The sequence below is a fragment of the Vagococcus zengguangii genome (assembly GCF_005145005.1).
Taxonomy (GTDB): Bacteria; Bacillota; Bacilli; order Lactobacillales; family Vagococcaceae; genus Vagococcus_A; species Vagococcus_A zengguangii.
On the sequence record NZ_CP039712.1, the window covers coordinates 2,082,938 to 2,105,747 of the forward strand.

General features: G+C 37.6%; 20 protein-coding genes. 3 read left to right on the forward strand and 17 right to left on the reverse strand.

Annotation, left to right across the window (positions count from 1 at the left end):
- Window positions 1-26: 26 nt before the first annotated feature.
- From FA707_RS09860 to opp3b, 5 genes are all read right to left on the reverse strand, one after another.
- Window positions 27-1,037, reverse strand: a complete 1,011-nt coding sequence (locus FA707_RS09860; protein WP_136954036.1) for an AI-2E family transporter — start codon at window positions 1,035-1,037, stop codon at window positions 27-29.
- Window positions 1,038-1,166: 129 nt separating this feature from the next.
- On the reverse strand, window positions 1,167-2,117 hold the full coding sequence (locus FA707_RS09865) for an ABC transporter ATP-binding protein (RefSeq protein WP_136954037.1): 951 nt from the start codon (window positions 2,115-2,117) through the stop codon (window positions 1,167-1,169).
- A gap of 12 nt (window positions 2,118-2,129) precedes the next feature.
- Complete coding sequence (locus FA707_RS09870; RefSeq protein WP_136954038.1) at window positions 2,130-3,239, reverse strand: ABC transporter ATP-binding protein; 1,110 nt, start codon at window positions 3,237-3,239, stop codon at window positions 2,130-2,132.
- A gap of 5 nt (window positions 3,240-3,244) precedes the next feature.
- Window positions 3,245-4,294, reverse strand: coding sequence for an oligopeptide ABC transporter permease (opp3C, locus tag FA707_RS09875; RefSeq protein ID WP_136954039.1), 1,050 nt, complete (start codon window positions 4,292-4,294; stop codon window positions 3,245-3,247).
- Window positions 4,294-5,235, reverse strand: coding sequence for an oligopeptide ABC transporter permease (gene opp3b, locus FA707_RS09880; protein ID WP_136954040.1), 942 nt, complete (start codon window positions 5,233-5,235; stop codon window positions 4,294-4,296). Before opp3b ends, opp3C begins: the two co-directional genes overlap by 1 nt.
- Before the next feature lie 80 nt (window positions 5,236-5,315).
- Between opp3b and FA707_RS09885 the strand changes: the two genes are divergently transcribed.
- Window positions 5,316-5,657 carry a DUF3899 domain-containing protein gene (locus FA707_RS09885; protein ID WP_136954041.1) on the forward strand — a complete coding sequence of 114 codons (342 nt, stop codon included), beginning with the start codon at window positions 5,316-5,318 and terminating at the stop codon, window positions 5,655-5,657.
- Window positions 5,658-5,757: 100 nt separating this feature from the next.
- Here FA707_RS09885 and FA707_RS09890 read toward each other — a convergent pair whose 3' ends face one another.
- From FA707_RS09890 to FA707_RS09910, 5 genes are all read right to left on the reverse strand, one after another.
- Window positions 5,758-7,425: a peptide ABC transporter substrate-binding protein gene (locus FA707_RS09890; RefSeq protein WP_136954042.1), complete on the reverse strand. Its 1,668-nt coding sequence runs from the start codon at window positions 7,423-7,425 to the stop codon at window positions 5,758-5,760.
- A 337-nt stretch (window positions 7,426-7,762) separates the two neighbouring features.
- Window positions 7,763-9,106, reverse strand: a complete 1,344-nt coding sequence (locus tag FA707_RS09895) for a uracil-xanthine permease family protein (RefSeq protein ID WP_246032322.1) — start codon at window positions 9,104-9,106, stop codon at window positions 7,763-7,765.
- A 14-nt stretch (window positions 9,107-9,120) separates the two neighbouring features.
- Window positions 9,121-10,476, reverse strand: coding sequence for a guanine deaminase (gene guaD, locus FA707_RS09900; protein ID WP_136954044.1), 1,356 nt, complete (start codon window positions 10,474-10,476; stop codon window positions 9,121-9,123).
- Between the two features lie 206 nt (window positions 10,477-10,682).
- Window positions 10,683-11,084: a hypothetical protein gene (locus FA707_RS09905; RefSeq protein ID WP_136954045.1), complete on the reverse strand. Its 402-nt coding sequence runs from the start codon at window positions 11,082-11,084 to the stop codon at window positions 10,683-10,685.
- A gap of 121 nt (window positions 11,085-11,205) precedes the next feature.
- Entirely contained in the window at window positions 11,206-11,856 is a 651-nt protein-coding gene (locus FA707_RS09910; protein WP_136954046.1) for a redox-sensing transcriptional repressor Rex, read from the reverse strand.
- A 319-nt stretch (window positions 11,857-12,175) separates the two neighbouring features.
- Between FA707_RS09910 and FA707_RS09915 the strand changes: the two genes are divergently transcribed.
- On the forward strand, window positions 12,176-14,122 hold the full coding sequence (locus FA707_RS09915) for an ABC-F family ATP-binding cassette domain-containing protein (protein ID WP_136954047.1): 1,947 nt from the start codon (window positions 12,176-12,178) through the stop codon (window positions 14,120-14,122).
- 63 nt (window positions 14,123-14,185) lie between these two features.
- Here FA707_RS09915 and FA707_RS09920 read toward each other — a convergent pair whose 3' ends face one another.
- The 7 genes from FA707_RS09920 to rlmH all read right to left on the reverse strand — a co-directional run bounded on the left by FA707_RS09920 (window position 14,186) and on the right by rlmH (window position 20,973).
- Window positions 14,186-14,854, reverse strand: a complete 669-nt coding sequence (locus FA707_RS09920) for a helix-turn-helix transcriptional regulator (protein WP_136954048.1) — start codon at window positions 14,852-14,854, stop codon at window positions 14,186-14,188.
- A 465-nt stretch (window positions 14,855-15,319) separates the two neighbouring features.
- A complete protein-coding gene (locus FA707_RS09925; protein WP_136954049.1) occupies window positions 15,320-16,258 on the reverse strand; it encodes a DHH family phosphoesterase in 939 nt (312 codons plus the stop codon).
- 12 nt (window positions 16,259-16,270) lie between these two features.
- Window positions 16,271-17,587, reverse strand: coding sequence for a DRTGG domain-containing protein (locus FA707_RS09930; protein WP_136954050.1), 1,317 nt, complete (start codon window positions 17,585-17,587; stop codon window positions 16,271-16,273).
- Window positions 17,588-17,742: 155 nt separating this feature from the next.
- Complete coding sequence (gene sdaAA, locus FA707_RS09935; protein WP_136954051.1) at window positions 17,743-18,618, reverse strand: L-serine ammonia-lyase, iron-sulfur-dependent, subunit alpha; 876 nt, start codon at window positions 18,616-18,618, stop codon at window positions 17,743-17,745.
- Window positions 18,619-18,631: 13 nt separating this feature from the next.
- On the reverse strand, window positions 18,632-19,339 hold the full coding sequence (sdaAB, locus tag FA707_RS09940) for an L-serine ammonia-lyase, iron-sulfur-dependent subunit beta (RefSeq protein WP_136954052.1): 708 nt from the start codon (window positions 19,337-19,339) through the stop codon (window positions 18,632-18,634).
- 245 nt (window positions 19,340-19,584) lie between these two features.
- Window positions 19,585-20,469 (reverse strand): AbaSI family restriction endonuclease, encoded by an 885-nt coding sequence (locus tag FA707_RS09945; RefSeq protein WP_136954053.1) that lies wholly within the window; start codon window positions 20,467-20,469, stop codon window positions 19,585-19,587.
- 24 nt (window positions 20,470-20,493) lie between these two features.
- The gene (gene rlmH / locus FA707_RS09950; RefSeq protein WP_136954054.1) at window positions 20,494-20,973 is read right to left on the reverse strand and encodes a 23S rRNA (pseudouridine(1915)-N(3))-methyltransferase RlmH; all 480 of its coding nucleotides are present in this window, start codon (window positions 20,971-20,973) and stop codon (window positions 20,494-20,496) included.
- A gap of 540 nt (window positions 20,974-21,513) precedes the next feature.
- Here rlmH and FA707_RS09955 point away from each other — a divergent pair.
- Window positions 21,514-22,773 (forward strand): S1C family serine protease, encoded by a 1,260-nt coding sequence (locus FA707_RS09955; protein ID WP_136954055.1) that lies wholly within the window; start codon window positions 21,514-21,516, stop codon window positions 22,771-22,773.
- Window positions 22,774-22,810 lie beyond the last annotated feature (37 nt).

Genomic DNA, 22,810 nt, shown 5'->3' on the forward strand with positions numbered 1-22,810 from the left:
GCTAGTCTTTTAACACTTCACTTTGATTAGCTACTTCTTGAAACATTTATGATATCTAAGAAGAAGACAAAAATTGGAATTCCGACAATCAAGCCCCAAATCCCGAAAACTTGCTCACTGATAACTAACACCACAAAAGTATAAAACGTTGGTAAATGCGTGCGGTTCGACATAAATTTAGGATTCAAGAAATAGGATTCAAATAGATGAATAAAAACAATCATCAAAATCATATAAAATACATAGTCAAAGCCTCCTTGATAATAGGCTATAAAACTCAATGGAATCGTCGAAATAATAGCACCCGCAACAGGAATTAAACTCATTAGAAAAATCATGACGACTAAACTTGGAATTTGTACGTATCCTAAAATCATCATCGGAATAATCATTAGCGTCGTATTACATATCGCTATAAATAATTGTGCTTCAATCACAACCCCAAAGGTTCCAATAAATTTTTTCGAGAAAAATAAAATATCAGAAAAAAGCCAACTCAGATCACTTGTTAAAAATTTTTGAGAAAAAGATTTCATTCGGTCTTCTTCAATACAATAGAAAAAACTTAACACAAAAGACATAACGAATTTAAACGTAAAGTGACCGACACTTGTTAAATAATCTAAAAGGAAAAAGGTACTTTTTTGTAATTGTTCAAAAATATTGTGTTCTCTTAAATAATTCATGATCCAAGCTGAAATATTATTGCGTCTAATACTTTCATCGTTAGCGTAAAAATCAGTAATCGTCTCTATCAAATGAACCGACTGATTAATAATGATAGGAACATATTTAGTCAGTCCAATATAAAGTAACATCACCACTAAACTATATAAAATCGAAATCAAGAGTTTTGGTGGAAGCGGAACATGTTTACTAATCAAATTTTTGATAGATAAAAACAAATAAGTAAAAATAAACGTAAATAAAATATAACTAATAAACGACTTTGTAAGATATAGTAACAAAATAATACTAAATAGCACGACAAAACGCCTCAATTTAATATTTTCTATAAATCTTTGATAAATTGACATAGAATCCTCCTTCTAAATATTCAAATGATATCATTATTTGAACATCAGAGCAATACATCTTATTAAGTTGCAAAACTTACCATAAAAAAGCGTTGAGATCAAAAATCTCAACGCTTTTTACTTCTATTATTAACTAGCTAATGTTTGGCGCTTTTTTTGTTCTAATTTAGAACGGTAAAGAATCGCTTCTTCTTCCGTACAGTAGATAAAATGCCCTTCACCAATTTCATGCATCTCACGCACTTTGCCATCTTCTGGCTCTGGTGTGTAGTGCAGACGTTTACGTGAACGTTCATACTCTGGATCCGGTAGCGGAATCGCTGATAATAAGCTTTCCGTATACGGATGAACACCGTAATTATAGATTTCATCACTTGTGCCAACTTCTAGCAACTTACCGTGGTGCATGACCCCGATACGATCGCTAATATGTTTTACCATCGATAAATCATGGGCGATAAACAAGTACGTTAGTTTTTGCTCTTCCTGCAAATCTTGCAGCAAGTTCACGACTTGCGCTTGAATCGACACATCTAGTGCTGAAATTGGCTCATCACAGATGATAAATTTAGGTTGTACAGCTAACGCACGTGCAATCCCGATACGTTGACGTTGACCGCCTGAGAACTCATGCGGATAACGCGTCCCGTGACTTGGATTCAAGCCAACTGTTTTTAATAAGTCATCGACCATCATGTTACGTTCTTCTTCACTAGCCGCCAATTTATTAACATCAATTCCTTCGGCGATAATATCACGGACTTTCATACGTGGATTAAGTGACGCGTACGGATCTTGGAAAATCATCTGCACCTCACGTCGAAAGTCTTTTTTGCCTTGTTTACTTTTAATTTTCGTCACATCTTGACCGTCAAATTCAATTGTGCCATCTGTTGGTATGTTTAACCCAATAATTGAGCGTCCTGTTGTAGATTTACCACTTCCTGACTCACCTACAAGCCCAAAGGTCTCACCTTCGAAAATTTGGAAACTAATATCATCAATAGCTTTCACGACGTTGCGGCCTACTGAAAAATACTGTTTCAGATTTTTAATATCTAATAAAACTTTTTCTGTCATAAGTACTTCCTCCTAAGCCATTTTTTGTCGAGCTGTTGCGATATCAACCACAGTCGGCTCTTCTTTTTCGGTTGCTGCTACTTTGGCAGCTTGTTGATCGTTACGAAATTTGTCCCAACGTCTTTGAATTTCAGCTGGTGGCGTTACTTTTGGCGCTTGTGGCGCTAGTAACCAAGTCGCTGCTTTATGTGTCGGTGACACTTCAAAGAATGGCGGCTGTAATTCTTTATCAATCTTTAACGCAAAATCATTACGTGGATAAAACGCGTCGCCTTTTGGTGGATTTAATAAATCCGGTGGTGAACCAGGAATCGCATATAAACGTTCCTCGCCTCCTTCAAGCGTTGGCATTGAACCAAGTAGCCCCCAAGTGTAAGGATGTTGGGGGTTATAGAAGATTTCTTCTGATGTCCCCACTTCGATAATTTTCCCCCCATACATTACGGCTACGCGATCAGCGATATTGGCTACCACACCTAAATCATGGGTAATAAAAATAATCGAGCTCTTAATTTTTAACTGAATGTCTTTTAATAATTCTAAAATTTGCGCTTGAATGGTTACATCAAGGGCCGTTGTTGGTTCATCTGCAATAATAATTTGTGGATTACAAATTAAAGCAATCGCAATGACGATACGTTGTCGTTGACCACCTGAAAACTGGTGTGGATAGTGATTCAAACGCTCTTCAGCATTGGGAATCCCAACCATTTCAAGTAAGCGTAAAGCCGAGGCCATTGCTTCTTTTTTCGTTAACTCGGTATGAATTAACAAAGATTCTGCCACTTGTTTTCCAATCGGCATCGTTGGATCAAGCGATGTCATTGGATCTTGGAAAATCATCGCAATTTCTTTCCCACGAATTTTTTGCATTTCTTTTTCTGTTTTATTCACTAAATCTTCGCCATTAAATAGAATTTGACCGTTCTCAATATTGGCATTACTAGATAACAACTTCATAATACTGCGGGTTGTAACTGATTTACCACTCCCTGACTCCCCTACAATCGCCAGAGTTTCACCTTCATTTAAATCAAAACTTACATTGCGGATGGCTTGAACCTTTCCGGCGTAAGTATCAAATGAAATTTGTAAGTCCTTTACTTCAAGAATTTTTTTCATTATTGTCACTCCTTCATTTTTGGATCAAACGCATCACGTAAGCCGTCAGCTAGTAAGTTAAAACCAATCATAATAACTGATAACGTCACAGCTGGAATCCATAGCAAGTATGGTAAGTATTGGAACGTTTTGTACCCATCGCTCAACATCATTCCTAGTGACGCACTTGGTGGGGTTAACCCTAAACCGATGAAACTTAAGAATGCTTCGAAGAAAATTGCGGTTGGAATACTAAACATCATTTGTACAATAATTACACTCAAAATATTCGGCAAAATATGTTTAAAGGCAATTTTTAATTTGCTTTCACCTAACGTTTGCGCTGCTAGTACATACTCTTGATCTTTTAATTTCAACGTTTGAGCACGAACAATACGCGCCATTGGAATCCAGTTCGTAATCGCCATTGCTGCGATAATTGACGTAATCCCCGGTTTTAATAACACTAACATCAAAATCATGACAACTAAGTTAGGAATACCTGATAAGATTTCTAAGAAACGTTGCATCAAGTTATCCACGCGACCACCTTTTAGCCCAGAAATTAAGCCATACGTCACGCCGATAATAATATCAAACATTGCCGCGATTAAGGCAATCAGTAGTGAGATACGTGTTCCCATGAATAAGCGTGATAACACGTCACGTCCTAAACCATCTGTCCCGAAGAAAAAATTCACATTATCCGGTACTTTAGCTTGTGCGTATTTATCAACTAACTCACCTGCAACCATCGCTTTTCCGTTAAACCCGTTAATATCAATACCCGGAATACGTGGAGGTAAGTTAATATAGTTAACATTTTGCTTCGTTGGATCATGAGGTGAAACAAACATGGTCACAATTGACGTTAATACAATCAATCCTAAGACAATAATCGAAATCACTGCCGCTTTATTTTTTTTCAAACGACGCCATGAATCTTGGAAAAACGTTAAAGACGGCGCGGTAATCATTTCTCTTTCTTCAACGGCAACATCACCCAACATTTCAAAATCGGACGCGGGCAGTGCCGCAATATCTTTATAATTAATGCTATCTGCTTTAATTTCCATTAACTAGCACTCCCTTCTGTCACACGAATACGTGGATCCACAATACCGTAAAGTAAATCAACTAATAAAATGACGAAAATCAACATACCTGAATACAAAATCGTTACTGCCATAATCGTTGGATAGTCATTGGTTGTAATAGATTTAACAAATTGCTCCCCGATACCAGGAATCGCAAATATATTTTCAACAACTAATGAACCGGTCATCAAGCCAACCGCTAATGGTCCTAATAACGTTAATAATGGAATCAAGCTGTTACGCAAGCCATGTTTTAATGCAATTTGCCAACGGCTCAAGCCTTTAGATCGTGCCAATTCTACATAATCACTATGTAAAACTTCCACCATCTCCGTTCTAATAAAACGCGCCGAATCTGCCAATGGTGACATCGCTAAAGCAATCGTCGGTAAAATGGTATAAGCAAATCCTTGCCATTTCGCAATGGGTAAAACTTGTAATTTTACAGCGAAGATATATTGTAATAACACCGCAAATACGAAGTTAGGAATTGAACGACCTAAAATCGCTATCAACGTTGAACCTGTATCAGCCCAAGAGTTTTGTCTCATTGCAGCAATCATGCCTAAAATCGTCCCAACAAATGTTCCGACAATAATTGCTTGTAATCCTAATTGTAGTGATGGCCCAATTCTGCCTGCTAACAATTTAGCTACCGGTTGATTTTTAAATTGGAATGAAATCCCAAAATCACCTTGCAACAAATTCTTTAAATAAATACCATATTGAACGATAGTTGGTTTGTCTAAACCGACCTGTTTATTTAACATGGCAATGGTTTCCGGTGATAAACGCTCCGCATTGGTATAAGGTGTTCCCGGTAACAATTTCATCAGGAAAAATGTCACGGTTGCAATCAACCATAAAGTAATTAATCCGAAGAAGACACGTTGTAAAAAATACTTAATAAAACTATTCACTTTCTGTTCCCCCTATTCTTTTGACAACTTCGCTTTTTTTCGATACATTTAGTAAAAAACTTGTTAGGAGTTTACGTGGTATGAAAACAAAGCACACTTCTTATATTTTCTCTTTATTTCTTTTTTTATTAACACTCATTGTGTTACTGGTTAGAAACAACTTGACCGTCATCAACCTATCTAACACGCTATTCATGGTCGCACTACCTTTTATCATCATCGGGGCGCTACTATGGGTTTTTGCTTCTGGCTTTTTCGATAACTTTCAACGCTCCATTCGCGAAAGTACAAAACGAAAAGATAAAAAGCAAACTCCGTACATGGCGTTGTCTGAAGTCGGCATGGGTGCCTATTCATTTTGGTTTAAAATCGGTCTACCTTTATTAATTTTGTCACTGCTTTTATTGATTCCTTCTTTTTAAACTAAACTTTTTAATACAACAAAGGGTGTGACTTGAGTCTGTCACACCCTTTTTGTTTTGTTATAACCAACTTCCAACTTTTTCCACTATGATTAAGGGCTTATTCTTCAACGTATGTCCACTTGTAATCCCATGAAGCGCCGGCAGCGTGGTGAACGATACCTTTCACGCTAGGATTAATTAAGTGACCTTCTGCTCTTTGGTAAACTGGGACTACACCCATGTCATCCGCTAAGATTTGTGACGCTTCTAGCATATCTTGCCAACGAGCTGCTGGATCAGCTGCATTCGTTGTAGATGAAGCTTTCACTGCTTTGTCATACGCTTCATTGCTCCAACCACCACGGTTATAAGAGTTCCCTGTTACGAATAAATCAGTGAAACTACTTGGATCTGAGTAATCAGCTCCCCAACCACCTAATACCACATCAAAGTCACCTGATGATGAACGATCTAGACGAACTGAGAACGGTACTGGTGTAGGTGTTACTTTCACACCATCTAATGTTTCTTGGACAACGTTTTGAATATATTCAATTACTTTCTTAGTTGAATCGTCATCAGAAGCCATCAATTCAAACTCTAATTTATCAATCCCTAACTCGCTCTTAGCTTTTTCCCAATACTCTTTAGCTTTTGCTTCGTCATAAGAAACTTGTGCGCCGGCTTCTTTTGCGAAGTCTTCGTTAGTATCTGGATTAGAAGCCATATCAGCTGGGATGATACCCGTTGAAGCAACTGAGCCATCACCTAATACGTTATTAACTAAGGCATCACGGTCGATAGCGTAAGAGATTGCTTTACGTAAGTTCACGTTGTTAAACGGTGAATCTTTCTCACGTTGGTTAAATTCTAAGTAGCTTGTACGCGCTTCGCTCATTGATTGGTAAGCTTCGTCGTTAGCGTTTTGTTGTGCTAACTCACCACTTAAGATAACGTCATCTGCTTGACCATCTTTAAATAAGTTAAGTGAAGTAGAAGATTCTTTTACTACGCTGACTTTGATTTCGTCCAGTTTAACTGTATCAGCATCCCAGTACTCAGGATTTTTTTCGTATTCCCACTCAGTATCAGTTCCTGGTCCATCGAATTCAGCTAACGTAAATGGTCCGTTGTAAACAGCTGAATCGCTATTAGACGCGTATTTGTCGCCATATTCTTCAACCACTTTTTGATTTTGTGGGAAGAATGAAGGGAATGCTAATAAGAAATCGAAGTAAGGTGTTGCTTTTGTTAATGTGATTTCTAATTCGTAATCACCATTGGCTTTAATTCCTAATTCTGAAGGATCTTTGTCGCCGGCTGTGATTTCAGCTGCGTTTTTAATTGGCTCATATAAGTAAGCATATTCTGAAGCTGTTTCAGGTTTAACTGTACGTTGCCATGCAAACACATAATCTGCAGCAGTTACAGGGTCACCATTTGACCATTTAGCATCTTCTCTTAATTTAATCTTGTATGTTAAACCATCTTCACTAACTTCAGCCATTTCCGCTGCGCCAGCTGGTTGTGGTTTACTATTTTCGTCTAAACGATAAAGTCCTTCATAAATATTGTTTAATGCCGTGAAACTGATAGTGTCAGTTGCTACTGATAAGTCAGCAGATGGCATTTCTTGAGGTACGACTAAATTAAAGACTTGCGCAGCATCTCCACTTGCTGAGCCAGATGTTGCCGTACTATCGTCTGCTTTATCTTCTCCTCCATAACAACCTGTTAAAACCAAACCACAAAGGGCTAATGTACCGTACAATGTTCGTTTTTTCATATAAAATTCCCCCTAACATCTCGTAAAAAATGTGTTTTTATTAAGTTAAAGATAATATTAATACCTTTTTAATCTAAAAGCAACACTTTTTTAATCTTTTTTTAATCTTTTAATCAAATTACAGAAAATTTTCATCCGTTAAACAAGAAGGGAAACCTTATGAATACAATACATATTCGGTTATTCCGTTAATTATTTCTAATAAAAAATTTTTCAGACAGATTATAAAATTAAATTAAAATGAGAACATTTTTAATTTTTAATCATCTAGCAAAAGCCGAACAAAAAAAGAGCACCTATAAAAAGGCACTCTTATCTAACTTATTAAACAAGCTCTTTAACTTCTCACAATTTTTTCTTTAGGAATCAATTTATTCATCACTACTGCCACAATCGCGCTTAAGGCAATCGGTGAATCTAATAAATATTGAATAAATTGTGGCGCACTTTGTTTTACTTCAGCTGGCATGAATAACAAGCCAATTGCCACGATTAACGGCACCCCAATAATATATAATTCACGCTCAGTAAATTCTTCATTCTTAATCACGCGGAAACCACTTAACATAATGATCACACAGACTACCGCAAACACACCACCGATGACTGAAGAGGGAATCGCATGGATTAAAGCGGATAACTTACCGACGAATGAGAATAGAATGAACCATACTGACGCCATTACGAAGACTTTTTTACTCGCCACTCCGGTAATCGAAATAATACCAGCGTTGGTTGAGTAACCCGTCACAGGGGTTGTTCCTACTAAAGCAGCTAACAAGCAGCCTATTCCTTCACCGATAACCCCATTGTTAATTTGTTCGTCACTCACGTCTTCACCCGTCACCGCGCTCACTGCGTACCACGTACCCGTTGTTTCAGCCAATAGGACCATATAAATAATTAACATCGTCAAAATCGCCGACACATCAAACGTTAAACCGTAATCAAAGAAAGCTAATTTCGGCATACTTAACCATGACGCTTCCGCAACCGGAGAAAAATCTAATCCTCCCATGAATGATGCCGCTAATGATCCGATAGCCAAGGCAATAATGACCGAACTAATACGAAAAACTTTACCCAAATTAGTAAAATACTCACCCAACATTGAAAATAAAATCAGCGTAGCCGCCGTAATGGTTGCTAATAAAATATTTTGATTAATTGATAATGCCTCACTTGCGACATAAATATTACTATTGAAAGCTGATGGTAACAAGGTCAATCCAACTATCATGATAATCGTCCCACTTACTATAGTAGGAATATAATGGCGGACAATATGTTTATAAATACCGGTGAATCCTAATAAGGTAATCGCTAAGGCACCCGCAATACTTGAACCTAAGACCGACGCCATCCCACCAGAACCTAAATAAATCCCGACAATTGCCCCAATCGGCACAAACGATGGGCCCTGACAGACTGGCAACTTCAAGAAGAATAGCACTTGAATTAAAGAAGCAATCCCTGCCCCTAAGAAGGTTGATTGAATTAAACTAGCCGCATCCGGTGATGACATACCAATTGCTGTTGCAATGATAAATGGTGGCACGTAAACATCCATTGCCAATACATGCTGTAATCCTAAAATTAATGATTGACCAAATGAAATATCATCATTAACACCGACTGTTAAACCTTTTTTAGCTACTTGCTGCTCTAATTGTGCTTCCACGTTGATAATTCCTCCTATGATTGATGGTGTACAAGTTGTCCTTGCACCCATACTTGTTTAATGTTTTCAGGTGTTGCCAAATATAATAACTTTTGTAATTGCGCTTCTGGTTCATTAAAAACACCATAACCGGTAATTTGATTCGCTTGTGCGTTCATATCTAAAACTTGTGCATCAAAAATATAACCTGGCGCTAAAACACCAATTGGTAAACTTAGCGCTTCACCACCACCTTGTGTTGCTAACGAGAACGCCTCTACTACTGAAATACGCGAAGAAGCCACTCCACGAATCGGTTGTGGTAACGTTACATCCACACCGTCTTCTAACATGCGCGAAGAAATCACCGCCTGTTTAATGTTGTCCCATAAACTTGGTGAGAAGCCGCCAGAAATATCCGTTCCCAGTCCCATTTCAACACCTTGTGCTTTCAAACGTTTGACCGGTAAGGCCCCATTCGCAAAATAAGCATTAGAAATCGGACAATGAGCCACTGCGGTTCCTGTTTCGATAAAAATATCGCCGTCGTGCTCATCAATAAAGTTGCAATGGGCCATCACTGACTTATCGGTCAACAAGCCAAAATCTCTTAAAACTTCCGTATCACGCTTACCAAAGCGCTCAATCACGTGATCATGCGCCCATTGGCCTTCACTACAATGTGATTGAACATGAACATCATATTGACGCGCTAGTTCACCAAGTCCTGCTAAACTTTCATCAGTACAGCTCGGTACAAAACGTGGGGTAATAACTGGATAAACACCTTGAGGCACATGCTCTGCCATCTTTTGTACTTCACGAATAAAGGTCTCCGTATCAGCTAAGGCGCTTGCCGCTGAATCATCACGATAGTAACTAGGTGTCATCTCGGGATGATCCATCACGACTTTCCCCACTAAACCGCGCTGACCTTTTTCGCCACATATCTTAGCTAATGCTAAACTTGCTTCTAAATGTGCCGTCGCAAAATATAAAACCGTTGTGGTCCCTCGTGCTAATAAATGATCAACCAAATCTTGATAGACTGTTTCAGCAAATGTCACATCACCATATTTCGCTTCTAGCGGAAACGTACATTCATCTAACCAATGATTCAACGGCTCATCTAAGGCAACGCCTGCCTGTGGCCATTGCGGTGCATGAACATGTAAGTCAACAAAACCTGGTAAGAAATATTGACCTTTTCCTAAACATAAAAAGTTATCACTCTCTTGCGCCTCAGCTAAAGTTGCTTGATACTCAGCATCGGTCGGTTGATAAACCGCTTGAATTTCACCTGTTTCATTCACGACGATTAATGCGTCTTCAATATAAACTAATTCACCATGAGTTGGTGTATGAAAAATTGATCCCTTAAAGTATTTCACGTGGCTACCCCCTTCATCTTATCTTCATTATATTTATAATTTGTCTATAAAACAACTAAAAATCGAATTTTAATAAATATTTTTATTTTAATGTTCGGATTACAACTCTAAAAAACAGATATAGACATAATAAAACTAAGTAAAATACTATATAAGCGAACAAAAACACTAAATCTACATGATTCAGTGTTTTTGTTCGCTTATGATTATGGCCCTAGAATATTCCCATCAGAATCTTCTAGGCGATTATTTTCTATTTTTTTAAAAGAGAGAGTTTCTTCTTTATTTCCGTTTTTACCGGTAATTGTCAGTTCTTCGTCTGTATTTTTAATTTTGACATTTGTTAAAGTTGTTTTTTTATCAGTGATAGTATAACCAGCGGCAGTTTTTTCATTTTTCTCTTGATATTGACTTATCCAATACACTTCGTCTCGATCCAAATCAATGATGAGTTGGGCGGTATTTAGCGTCATGTATTGGCGTTCTTTCAACGAGTAGGCTAGATTTAGTTCTTTTTTCAAGTCAGCTTTACTCGTAGCATCTTGGGAACAGGCGGACAACAACATTACTAAGGTAAATATCGCTAGGAACTTAACTCTTTTTTTCATCACATCACGTCCTTTATCGTGTTTTATCCATTATAATATATATCCATTAAAAAAACAGTTTTTACTCGAAACAAAAATGCCCCTACCTGTTAAATGACTAAACAGATAGGGACATTATCAATTATTCTACTGATTCACCGTTGTCATTGTAATGATTCAAGAAGTAAATCAAGGTTTGTAATTCATTAGTTAGGTCAATACTTTGAACGTGCACATTTTCTGGTGCATTCAAACGTACTGGTGTGAAGTTCATGATACCGCGAATTCCTGCTTCAAATAACTCATTCGCCACATCTTGAGCTTTATCAGAAGGAATCGTTAAAATCGCCACTTCAATTTGTTGTTGTTGAATTTGTTCTTTCATATCAGACATTGGGTAAACTGGGATACCATCAACGATACGACCCACAATATCTTCTTTGACATCAAAAGCAGCACTAATACGAATGTTGTTATTTTGGTGGAAGCCATATTTTAATAAGGCACTCCCTAAATTACCAACCCCGATTAAGGCCACACTTGTTAAACGGTCTTCGGTTAACATGCGACCAAAAAATTCTAATAAACTTTCAACATCGTAGCCGTAACCACGTTTTCCTAATTCTCCAAAGTATGAAAAGTCACGACGAATAGTGGCACTATCTACTTTCACTGCTTCACTTAACTCAGTCGATGATACTTTTGTTTTCCCCGAATCTAACAATACTTTTAAGTATCGGTAGTAAAGCGGTAAACGTTTCGCCGTCGCTCGAGGGATTAATTGATTCTTCATATATTTTTTGTTCCTTTCTTATCTAAACAAGCCTTATTGCTCTCTTAATCACATAATTATAATACCAACATTTACTATAATAAGCCACTAATTGAGACTGAGATTGTTCATTTTTTAAGTGATTTTTCACATTAAAAGCTTTAATACTTATCATTTCTTCACAAACTAACTAACAAACCCTCTTTATTTGTGAAGTTTTTATAATAAACACTCTATTAATAATGAACATTAATGTGTTCCTTCTCTTCTAAATTATTTTACTCTAATTCGCTTTGATTTTGTGATACACTGAGACTAACAGACTTAAAGGAGACACGTGATGATTCTATTACAAGCAAACAATGTCGCACGCTATTTTGGTGCCGACGTGCTATTTGAACATATCCAACTGACCGTCCAAGACACGAGTAAAATCGCGCTAGTTGGACGCAATGGTGCCGGAAAATCAACCTTATTAAAAATAATCGCAGGAATTGACCAAACTGATGCCGGCCAAGTGACAAAAGCCAAAGGTCTATCTATCGGCTATTTAGCCCAAAACACCGGCTTCACTTCTGAGAAAACGATTTGGGACGCGATGCTTGAAACCTTCGCTAAGTTAATTGCCTTAGAAGAACGTATTCGCTCATTAGAAGTAGCTATGGGGGAACCTAATTTATCTAGTGATGACTCTCAACGTTTAATGAAGGAATACGACAGCTTACAACATCAATTCCAAGAACAAAACGGCTATACTTATCAAGCTGAGATTAAGGCCATTTTAAACGGCTTCCGTTTTGACGAAAGCTACTATGACCGCCCAGTGAATAGTCTTTCTGGAGGACAAAAAACCCGTCTAGCCTTAGCGAAGCTGTTGCTAGAACAACCAAATTTACTCATTCTCGATGAGCCAACGAATCACTTAGACATCGACACGTTATCGTGGTTAGAAAACTACTTGCAAAACTACCGTGGCGCGCTATTAATCGTTTCGCATGACCGTTATTTCTTAGATAAAGTGGTAAATGAAGTCTATGAAATTAGCCGTCGCAAAATGACGCATTATAAAGGCAACTACACGAAATATTTAGATTTAAAAGCGGCGCAACTAGAACAAGATTGGAAAGCTTTTGAAAAACAACAAGATGAAATCAACAAGCTAGAAGATTTTGTTGCCCGTAACTTAGCCCGCGCTAGTACCACTAAACGTGCGCAAAGTCGTCGTAAACAACTAGAAAAAATGGAACGCTTAGACAAACCGATGGGCGACGAAAAATCAGCGCGCATTCAATTTAATGTTGAAAAATCATCTGGGAACGTTGTACTGCAGTTAGAACAAGCTGCGATTGGCTACGACCAAGAAATTTTATCCGAACCGATAAACTTAGACGTGCGTAAACAAGAAGCGATTGCTTTAGTCGGACCAAACGGAATTGGGAAATCAACGTTACTGAAGTCACTAATTGGGAAACACACGCTTATTAAAGGACAACCACATTTTGGAACGAACGTGGCGATTGGTTACTACGATCAAGAACAAAGTGACTTGCGTTCAAACAAAACCGTCCTGCACGAACTGTGGGATGAACACCCCACTACGCCGGAAAAAGATATTCGCTCTATTTTAGGGAGCTTTTTATTTTCAGGCGACGATGTCACGAAAGCTGTACCAAGTCTAAGTGGTGGTGAAAAAGCGCGTTTGGCGCTAGCAAAATTATCAATGGATCAACAAAACTTCTTAATTCTCGACGAGCCGACCAACCACTTGGATATTGATAGTAAAGAAGTCTTAGAGGACGCCTTAATTGAGTTTGAAGGCACCCTATTATTCGTTTCGCATGACCGTTACTTCATTAATCGTATCGCTACCAAAGTGATTGAACTTGGTGAAAACGGCACAACCGAATACTTAGGTGATTACGATTATTATGTTGCCAAAAAAGCGGAGTTAGCGGAAATTGAACGTTTGAAAGCTGAACAACAGCAACAAGCCACTAATTCAACGGTAAGTGCGCCAACTTCTCAAAACGCTTTTTATCAATCAAAAGAAGTGCAACGAGAAACCCGTAAACTACAACGTAAAATTGACGAAATCGAAGCGCGTTTAGAAGCAATTGAAGTCGAAGTCGAACAACGTCATCTTGATATGACGAGTCCTGATATTTTATCAAATCATACGGAATTAGGCCGTTTACAAGCCGAAGTCGAAGCACTTGAAGAAGAACAAATGAACTTGATGGACGAATGGGAAACGATTAGTACGGAATTGGAAAGTTATCAAAATTAGACGCAAAAACACGAGTTCTAGGTAGGCCCTAGTACTCGTGTTTTCTCTTTTTTCAGTGTCTAACTATTCATTAACATTCACTACCCGAACTGCAATAGTTCCCTTACTATCACCTTTAACTTTCAAGCTTATCTCATCATTTCGAACCTCTTGATTAATAAACACCGACTGAATTCCCTCGACTGTTTTATTACTATCAAAAATATTAAATAAATTAAACGTATATGTCGTATCTGCTATTAAATTTCCTTCCTCTTCAAAAACAATGAGTTCATCCACTTTTGGTTTTAAGAACGGGTTTTTGGAAGCCATTTTTAAGTGCACCATCGTGTTCCAATCTCTATCAGGATTCTGACCATTATAATAATGATCACGGGTTAATTGAACCTGACTTATTTTTAAATTTTGAGGCGTTGCGGTAATAGCTAAAGTACTCATAAATCCATTTAGTAACAGTATTCCAACTATAACCAATAAGGCAATCAATAATCTTTTTTGTTTAATGCCAAAATTTAATTTTTTAACCATCTTTTCGTCCTCCCTCAACAAGGAATCTAGCGATAGATTAAAACAATCGCAAATCTCGATTACCATTTCTAAATCAGGAAAACTTCTTCCTGTTTCCCAACTCGAAATGGTTGATCTTGAGACGTTTAATTTTTTCGCTAATTGCGCTTGTGTTAATTTATTTTCTGCTCTTAACTTTTTTATATTTCCAGATAATTCCATCATTTTCTCCTTCCTGAAATTAGCATAATTCAATGACACCCCAATAGCTAGCTAAGCTCTTACACTTGCGCTTTTTCCAGTGACAAGATTCTTGTCATCCTTGATGTAACTGGATTTCTGATGAATTAAGCTAACAATAAAAAATAAACTATCTACGACAAAATCTTCATTGTAATAGATAGTTTATAAAAATATACGCATTATATAGAGTTGTTAAAACTCGCAATCACTTTATCTAATCCGGATTTTGAGTGCAGTCCTTCGGAAATAGTTCGTAACAGTTTAAAAATTTAAGAAACAATTTTTAAATGTTACCTCACTATTTCTCAGGCCTTAACGCACTCGCAATCACTTTATCTAATTCGGAGTTCAGGCACAACTTTTTCGACAATATGATGTGCTTCTCAAAAATTGCTAGCAATTTTCGTCAGCCCACACATATTGCTCAAAAGCTAATCGCACCTTCAATCACTTTAACACTTCCTGCATCTCTGCAAAGATTTGATCAATTTCTGCTTGGTCAGCCGCAAAGGCACCGCTGGCTAGTGGGTGGCCACCACCGCGATGGCGTTTGGCGATTTCGTTAATGACTGGTCCTTTTGAACGCATGCGCACGCGATACACGCCACTTGGTTGTTGGACAAATAATGCCCAGACTTGAATGGTTGAGATTTTTCCAGCCACGGGAATTAAACCTGATGTTTCAGAATCATCAATCCCATATTCTTCCAAAATGCTATAAGGAATCACGACTTTGGCCGTTCCTTCACCATCTGAATCGATATTGGCTAACACATAGCCCATTAGTTTCGCGACTTTTTCATCCATTTCATCCATGTGACGATGAATGGCAATTGCATCGAAATCGTATTGGCGTAATTTTGACGCAACTTCTAACGTATGGGCGGTTGACGCTGGATACATGAAACGACCAGTATCACCGACAATTCCTGCATATAATAAACGCGCGCCTTCATCGGTCAACGTTAATTCATCCGCAAACTGCGCATAGAAATCATAAATAATTTCACTACAGCTACTTGCGCCAGTGTTCACCCAAACTAAATCACCATAAGGTTCATCATTTGGATGGTGGTCAATTTTGATTAATTTATCTCCTAGTACGTAACGTTTATCATCAATACGCGGACTATTGGCGGTGTCTGTCACGATGACTAACGCTCCCTGATAAACCTCATCGGTGACCCCATCCATTTTATTTAAATAAAGTAAATTCGCCACATCTTCCCCGACTAAATAAACTTTTTTCTCAGGAAAAGAGGCTTTAATAATTTCTGCTAAACCACCTTGTGAGCCTAACGCATCTGGATCTGGACGTTCATGACGGTGAATCACTATGGTTTCATATTGTTTAATCGCTTCTAAAATTTCTTGTTGTATCATCAAAAAACCTGCTTTCTATGATTTACCCATTAACTGACAATCGAGAATTGCTTTAGCCACAATGGTTTTATCTAAATAGACTTCGATATCAATTTTGGCCGTACGACGACCCACTTCTAAAATACGCGGTCTAATTTCAATTTGACTCTCAATTTGAATCATGCGGAAATAGTATAGTGACATTTGCTCGACAATTAAGTTGCGCTTATGTTGAACTTGCAACATTCTTCTGGCAACACTGACAATCATCTCACTTAAGACACCATAAGACAACGCCCCGACATTATCCACCATTTGAGGTGAGACATTGACACCAAAAATCATTTCATCATCATCTTGGGTAATATCCGTAATCCCCTCAACAATTTGATCGGCAATCGTGTTAGCGACTTGCGGTTGGCGCTGTGCCATCTGCATAGCTTTCATAATATCACGGCGCGAAATAATTCCAACTAGGCGCAAATCATCTTCGACCACGGGCATCATTTCAATCCCGTCCCAAATCATTAAATGACCAATACTAGCGACACTCATATGTAATTTAGCGTTGTTGATTTCACGCGTCATCACTTTTTCAATTAGTTGATTGGGTGCTTTCCCGATGACATCTTTAGCCGTCACGACTCCTAAAACACGCATGCTTTTATTAACAACTGGGAAACGTGAGTGACCGGTTTCTTGTGATTTTTTCTCATAGTCTTCGACTGTATCCGTATGAAATAAAAAGTTCGTTAGAGAAAGTTTGGTATAAATATCGCCGACTGATAATATTTCTTTACGAATCATTTGGTCACTAATCACGCGGTTAATCATTGTCGCAACGGTAAAGGTATCATACGTGGTGCTTAAAACTGGCATTGCCACTTCATCAGCTAAAGCTAAAATATCATCCGAAATATCAAAGCCCCCAGTTACTAAAACCGCTGCACCTTTTCTCAATGCTAATTCTTGTACTTCTTTACGGTTCCCGACAATCATTAATGAATCTGGTGTGACATAGCGGTCCATCGAATCTGGTTTCATCGCACCAATAACAAATTTAACTAGTGTTTTATCTAAACCATCTTTTCCACCCAAAACACTACCTTCAATGACTTTCGCTAGTTCTTTAAAGGTTAATTTCTCAATATTCCCTTGGTTTTTTTGTTCAATACGAATGGTCCCAACGCGCTCAATAGTGGAGACAATCCCCTGATTTTCGGCGGCTTTAATCGCGCGGTAAGCCGTTCCTTCACTCACTTCTAGGTTCTTAGCAATTCCTCTTACAGAAATTCTTTCCCCAACAGGAAGATTTTCCACATATGCCAATATTTGATCGTGTTTACTTGTCATCTCTAACCTCCTGTTTTATCACTTATATACAAACTAACATCTTCACTATAACAGTTTTCTTCATTGTACCATAACACCAAAACGAAACCTAATAATAGAGCAATAAGAAAAAAGACGGATTCACAATGAATCACGTCTTCAAGACCAACTTATTTCTATTCACCAAAAATTTCTTTTTTCATCCGTTTACCTGTTTCCGAACCCGCTAATCCGCCTATCCCCGTTTCACGTAATTCACGTGGCATGCTCACGCCTATTTGACGCATCGCTTCAACCACTTCATCAGCTGGAATTTTGTTTTCAATGCCGGCTAAAGCCATATCAGCGGCAATTAAAGCATTACCTGCTCCAATCGCATTACGTTTCACGCACGGAATTTCGACTAATCCAGCTACTGGATCACACACTAACCCCAACAAGTTACCTAACGCTGTTCCAAAGGCATCGGCTGATTGACGGGGCGTTCCACCTGCCACTTCAACTGCTGCCGCGGCTGCCATAGCTGAGGCACTCCCAACTTCGGCCTGACAACCACCTACAGCACCGGCTATCATCGCATTATTAGCCACAACTAATCCAAATAGTCCGGCTGTAAATAAAAAGCGAATCATCTCTTCACGTGATAAGTCTAGACTGTCTTTAATCGAAAACAGCACACCCGGTAATGTGCCACTAGCACCGGCTGTTGGCGTTGCACAAATCACGCCCATTGCTGCATTAACCTCATTTGTCCCCAGCGCACTTTGGACCCCTTGTAACATACGGTCTCCTGATAATGTTTTGCCGCCTTCGCGATATTTCTTCAATTTAATCGCATCGCCACCCGTCAATCCGGTTGGTGAAAAGACCCCTTCACCTTCAGTCGCTGCCTTAACTGCGGCTTCCATTGTTTCTAAATTCAGCTCCATTAGTTGCCAAATTTCCTCGTAACTCATTTGGCTCTGTACCATTTCTTGTTCTATCATCAAATCAGACAAACGTTTGCCAGTTTTTTCAGCTTCTTGAATAAATGCTTCAATTGATAAATACATAATAACCTCCCGACTACAACACAATTAAGCGTGACGGATCACCCATTGCAACAATCTCTGCGCGTAATTCATCCGATAAGGGCGAATCCAAATCATACACAAACAAATAACGATTTTCTTCATTTTGATAACGTGTAATCGTCGTAATTTTAATATGATGGCCAATTAAAAAATCTTCCATATACGATTTCACATGGCTATTTCCCGTTAATACAAGTAGCATTGGCAACTGTCCCTGAGGCTCAATCGCAAACCCTTCAATTTCAATGTACTTAATTTCGATGGTTCCACCACCGATTGAAATCCCGGTAATATGTACTTCATGCTCATCATCTTGTAACGTAATGCACGCGGTATTTGCATGATAGACAGGACTATCTCCAGGTATCTCAATAAATTCAATCGCAATGCCTTCTTCTTTGGCAATTTTTAACGCATGCGGTACGCGTTCATCCGCAGCCGAAAAACCTAAAATACCACTAGCAATCGCATAATCAGTACCATGACCTTTATGCGTCTGCGCAAATGATTCATAATATTTTACAATCGCACGTTTAGGCTTTCCCTGAAATAATAAATTCGCCACGCGACCTATCATAATAGCACCGGCTGTATGTGAACTTGATGGACCAATCATTATCGGACCAATGACATCAAAACAACTTTTGTAGTTAATAACCTTGGTTTCTTTCTTCCCAATTCGTGACACTTCTTCTGCCATCTTGCTGCTCCTTCCACTTCACAACTTTTAATAGTTGCTCGCTCGAACGTCGTCTTTTATTATCATTCTAATTAAAACACAAAATCCCCTAATTAAACACCTTAGATTGCGATTAAGCAAGGATTCTTAATGACCTTTTAATCAAAAAAAGATGTGACGTTAATTCGTCACATCCTATATATATCTTAACTATATATTTCATATCATATAATCGTCATTAGTAAATTTCAAAAAACTGCTATTCTTTATAAGAATATTTCTTTCTTATCATAATTAATGTACAAATTATCACTTACTTTTTTATAAATACGTAATTTGTTATCCTCTGAAATTTCAACTAACTTAAAATTTCCTATATAACGATAGCTAAAAAGCCCAAAATTATTTTTAATTTTTGCAAACACTATTCTGATTTCCCCTAAACTGTGGTCCATTACTTTTTCATCTTTGCGGATATTATTTTCAGTAATAATACTCCAATCTTCATTTAAATAGTTTAACCATTCACTATGTTCTTTTTTATCCTTTGTAGAAATAGTAGGGAACCAAACTTTTGCTAACTGATTACTAGTTTTAACAGAAAATGAGGCTTTTTGATACCCCTTATAATCCTTAAAAAACAACTGATTAGCAACATCTTTAATACGCTTGAAACGATAAAAATCATCAATAGAAAGATAACCTTTTGCTTTTATCTGGTCTTGAATGGATATATCCGTATCCCATTGCATTATCTCTTTCTCAGCTATTTTTTGTTTAATCTCCTTAGCAATAAATTCAATTCTATTAGTTAATTCTTCTAAAGGTAAAGTCGCATCTATTCTTAGCAATTGAAAACGATTTTCATCTCTAATTGAAGACAATTTTTCTTCAATAGTTAATTCTCTTTTAATATCTTTTTCACGATTATTTTTATGAAAAGCTTCGTCCACTTCTACACCTAAATTTATTTGAGGAAAATATAAATCAATAAGATAATATGAATGATCATCACCTTTTACATACTGTTGAGTGACAGGTCTGATATTTAAATAATCTATTTTATGCCATAATGCATTAAGAACATAATTTTCATAATCCTTCCGCTTTGTGCGCGAGAAAGTTTTAGCTAAATATTCAACTTTATTCATTTTAATTATCTCCCTTAACTAAATTTACTTATGATACGCATGCCCATTCATAATTCTAAAGCCACGATACACTTGTTCACTCAACACTAAACGCATTAATTGATGAGGTAAGGTGATGCGACCAAATGAAATCTGTTCATTACTACGTTTAACTACTTCATCCGATAAACCAAGGGAGCCACCAATGACAAAGACTAAATGACTTTTTCCTTGTATAGTTGCATTTTCCATCGTTTTTGCTAAATTTTCAGATGAAATTAACTTGCCTTGAATGACTAAGGCATATACATAATCCGTGTCTTTTATTTTACTTAAAATACGTTCGCCTTCTTTTTGCTTCACTTGTAGCATTTCGGCTTCACTTAAATTTTCAGGGGCTTGTTCATCAGGAACTTCAATAATCTCAAACTTGGTGTATTTACCCAAGCGTTTCGCATATTCAGCAATTCCCTGCTTTAAATACTTCTCTTTTAATTTCCCCACACCGATAATGGTTACTTTCATGTTTATTCCTCACTTACTTGTTTATTCACTCACCTAGTATAGCACATTTTGTTTTTCCACACTTATCCACATAGTTATGCACAGATTAAAGAGTCACGATTGTTTAAATACTTGGTTTTATCTTTTTACGAACAGCAAGTTATGCACAATCCACAAAACAAATGTTCTGTGGATATTTTTTGTGGATAATAAATATATTTTCAAAAAAATATGATAAAAAATTTAAAACTTCTTTATGCACAAACTTATCCACAAAAATAAAATTGGTACTTGTTTAAATTCCTATTATAGCTTTTTTATGAACAAATAGTTATACACATTCCACAAAACATGCGTTCCTGTTGATAACTTCTGTGGATTTGTGGATAAGTGTACATTTCTTGCCCACAGATTAAATTTTGGGGTAAAAATAAAGCATTGTGGATACCCATTTTTTAAAATTAAGAGTAAAATTATAAGTAAGGAATCTATTTAAGCTCCGTTTAAGTTACTAGAGTATAATAGACGTATAAATTAAAATGTTTTGGGGGTTAGATAATTATGGAACAAGAACATCAAGAATTTAATAATCAGAAAAAATCTAGTTTGTTAAAACGATTCGGCGTAAGTTTAGCCGGTGGTATTTTAGGTGGTGGTCTAGTTTTTGGTGGAGCGCAATTAGTCACTAACGATTCCACTAACTCTGTTGTTGAAAACAAAGGCAACACGCAAGTAAGTACAATCAACTATGATGTTAAAAGCGATACAACAAAAGCCGTCTCTAAAGTACAAGATGCAGTTGTTTCAGTGATTAATTTACAAAAGCAACAAACTAGCAACGATCCATTTGGGGGTCTATTCGGTGGCGGTAGCACACAATCTTCAGATAATGACAAAGATGATTTACAAACGACTAGTGAAGGTAGCGGCGTTATTTACCGCAAAGATGGGGATAATGCCTATATCGTCACCAATAACCACGTGGTTTCAGGTTCGGATGCATTAGAGATTTTATTTAGCGATGGTACGACTGTCAAAGGTGAACTAGTTGGACGCGACTCTTACACTGACTTAGCTGTCATCAAAATCAATAGTAAAAACGTAAAAACAGTTGCTGAATTTGGTGACTCTGATGCGATTAAAGTCGGTGAACCTGCGATTGCGATTGGCTCTCCACTAGGTACTGAGTATGCAAGTTCCGTTACCCAAGGAATTATTTCTGCTAAAAACCGCAGTATTCAAAACACCAATGACGACAATGAGCCTGTTAACATTAACGCAATTCAAACAGATGCTGCTATCAACCCAGGTAACTCAGGTGGGGCTTTAGTTAATGCTGCTGGCCAAGTTATCGGTATTAATTCTGTTAAAATTGCCTCATCAAATTCCGGTGTTTCCGCAGAAGGAATGGGCTTTGCTATTCCAAGTAACGATGTGGTGAATATCATTAACCAATTAGAAAAAGACGGAAAAGTAACACGTCCTGCACTTGGTGTAACCATGTACGATTTAGCGAATATTAGCTCACAACAACGTAGCCAAATCTTGAATTTAACTGATGAGGTAACTGCTGGTGTGGCGGTTATTACGGTTCAAAATGCAACACCTGCTGAAAAAGCTGGTTTACAGCAATACGATGTGATTGTCGATATCGACGGTGAAGCCATTGAATCAGCTAGTGACTTACAATCTATTCTTTACAACAAAAAAGTTGGTGATAAGATTAAGGTGACTTACTACCGTGGCAAAGATAAGAAAACAACTACTGTTGAATTAAGCATCGATCAATCAGCGCTACAACAAAATAATAGCGATCAATAGATAGAAAAAAGGAGTGCGACGATAAAAGTCACACTCC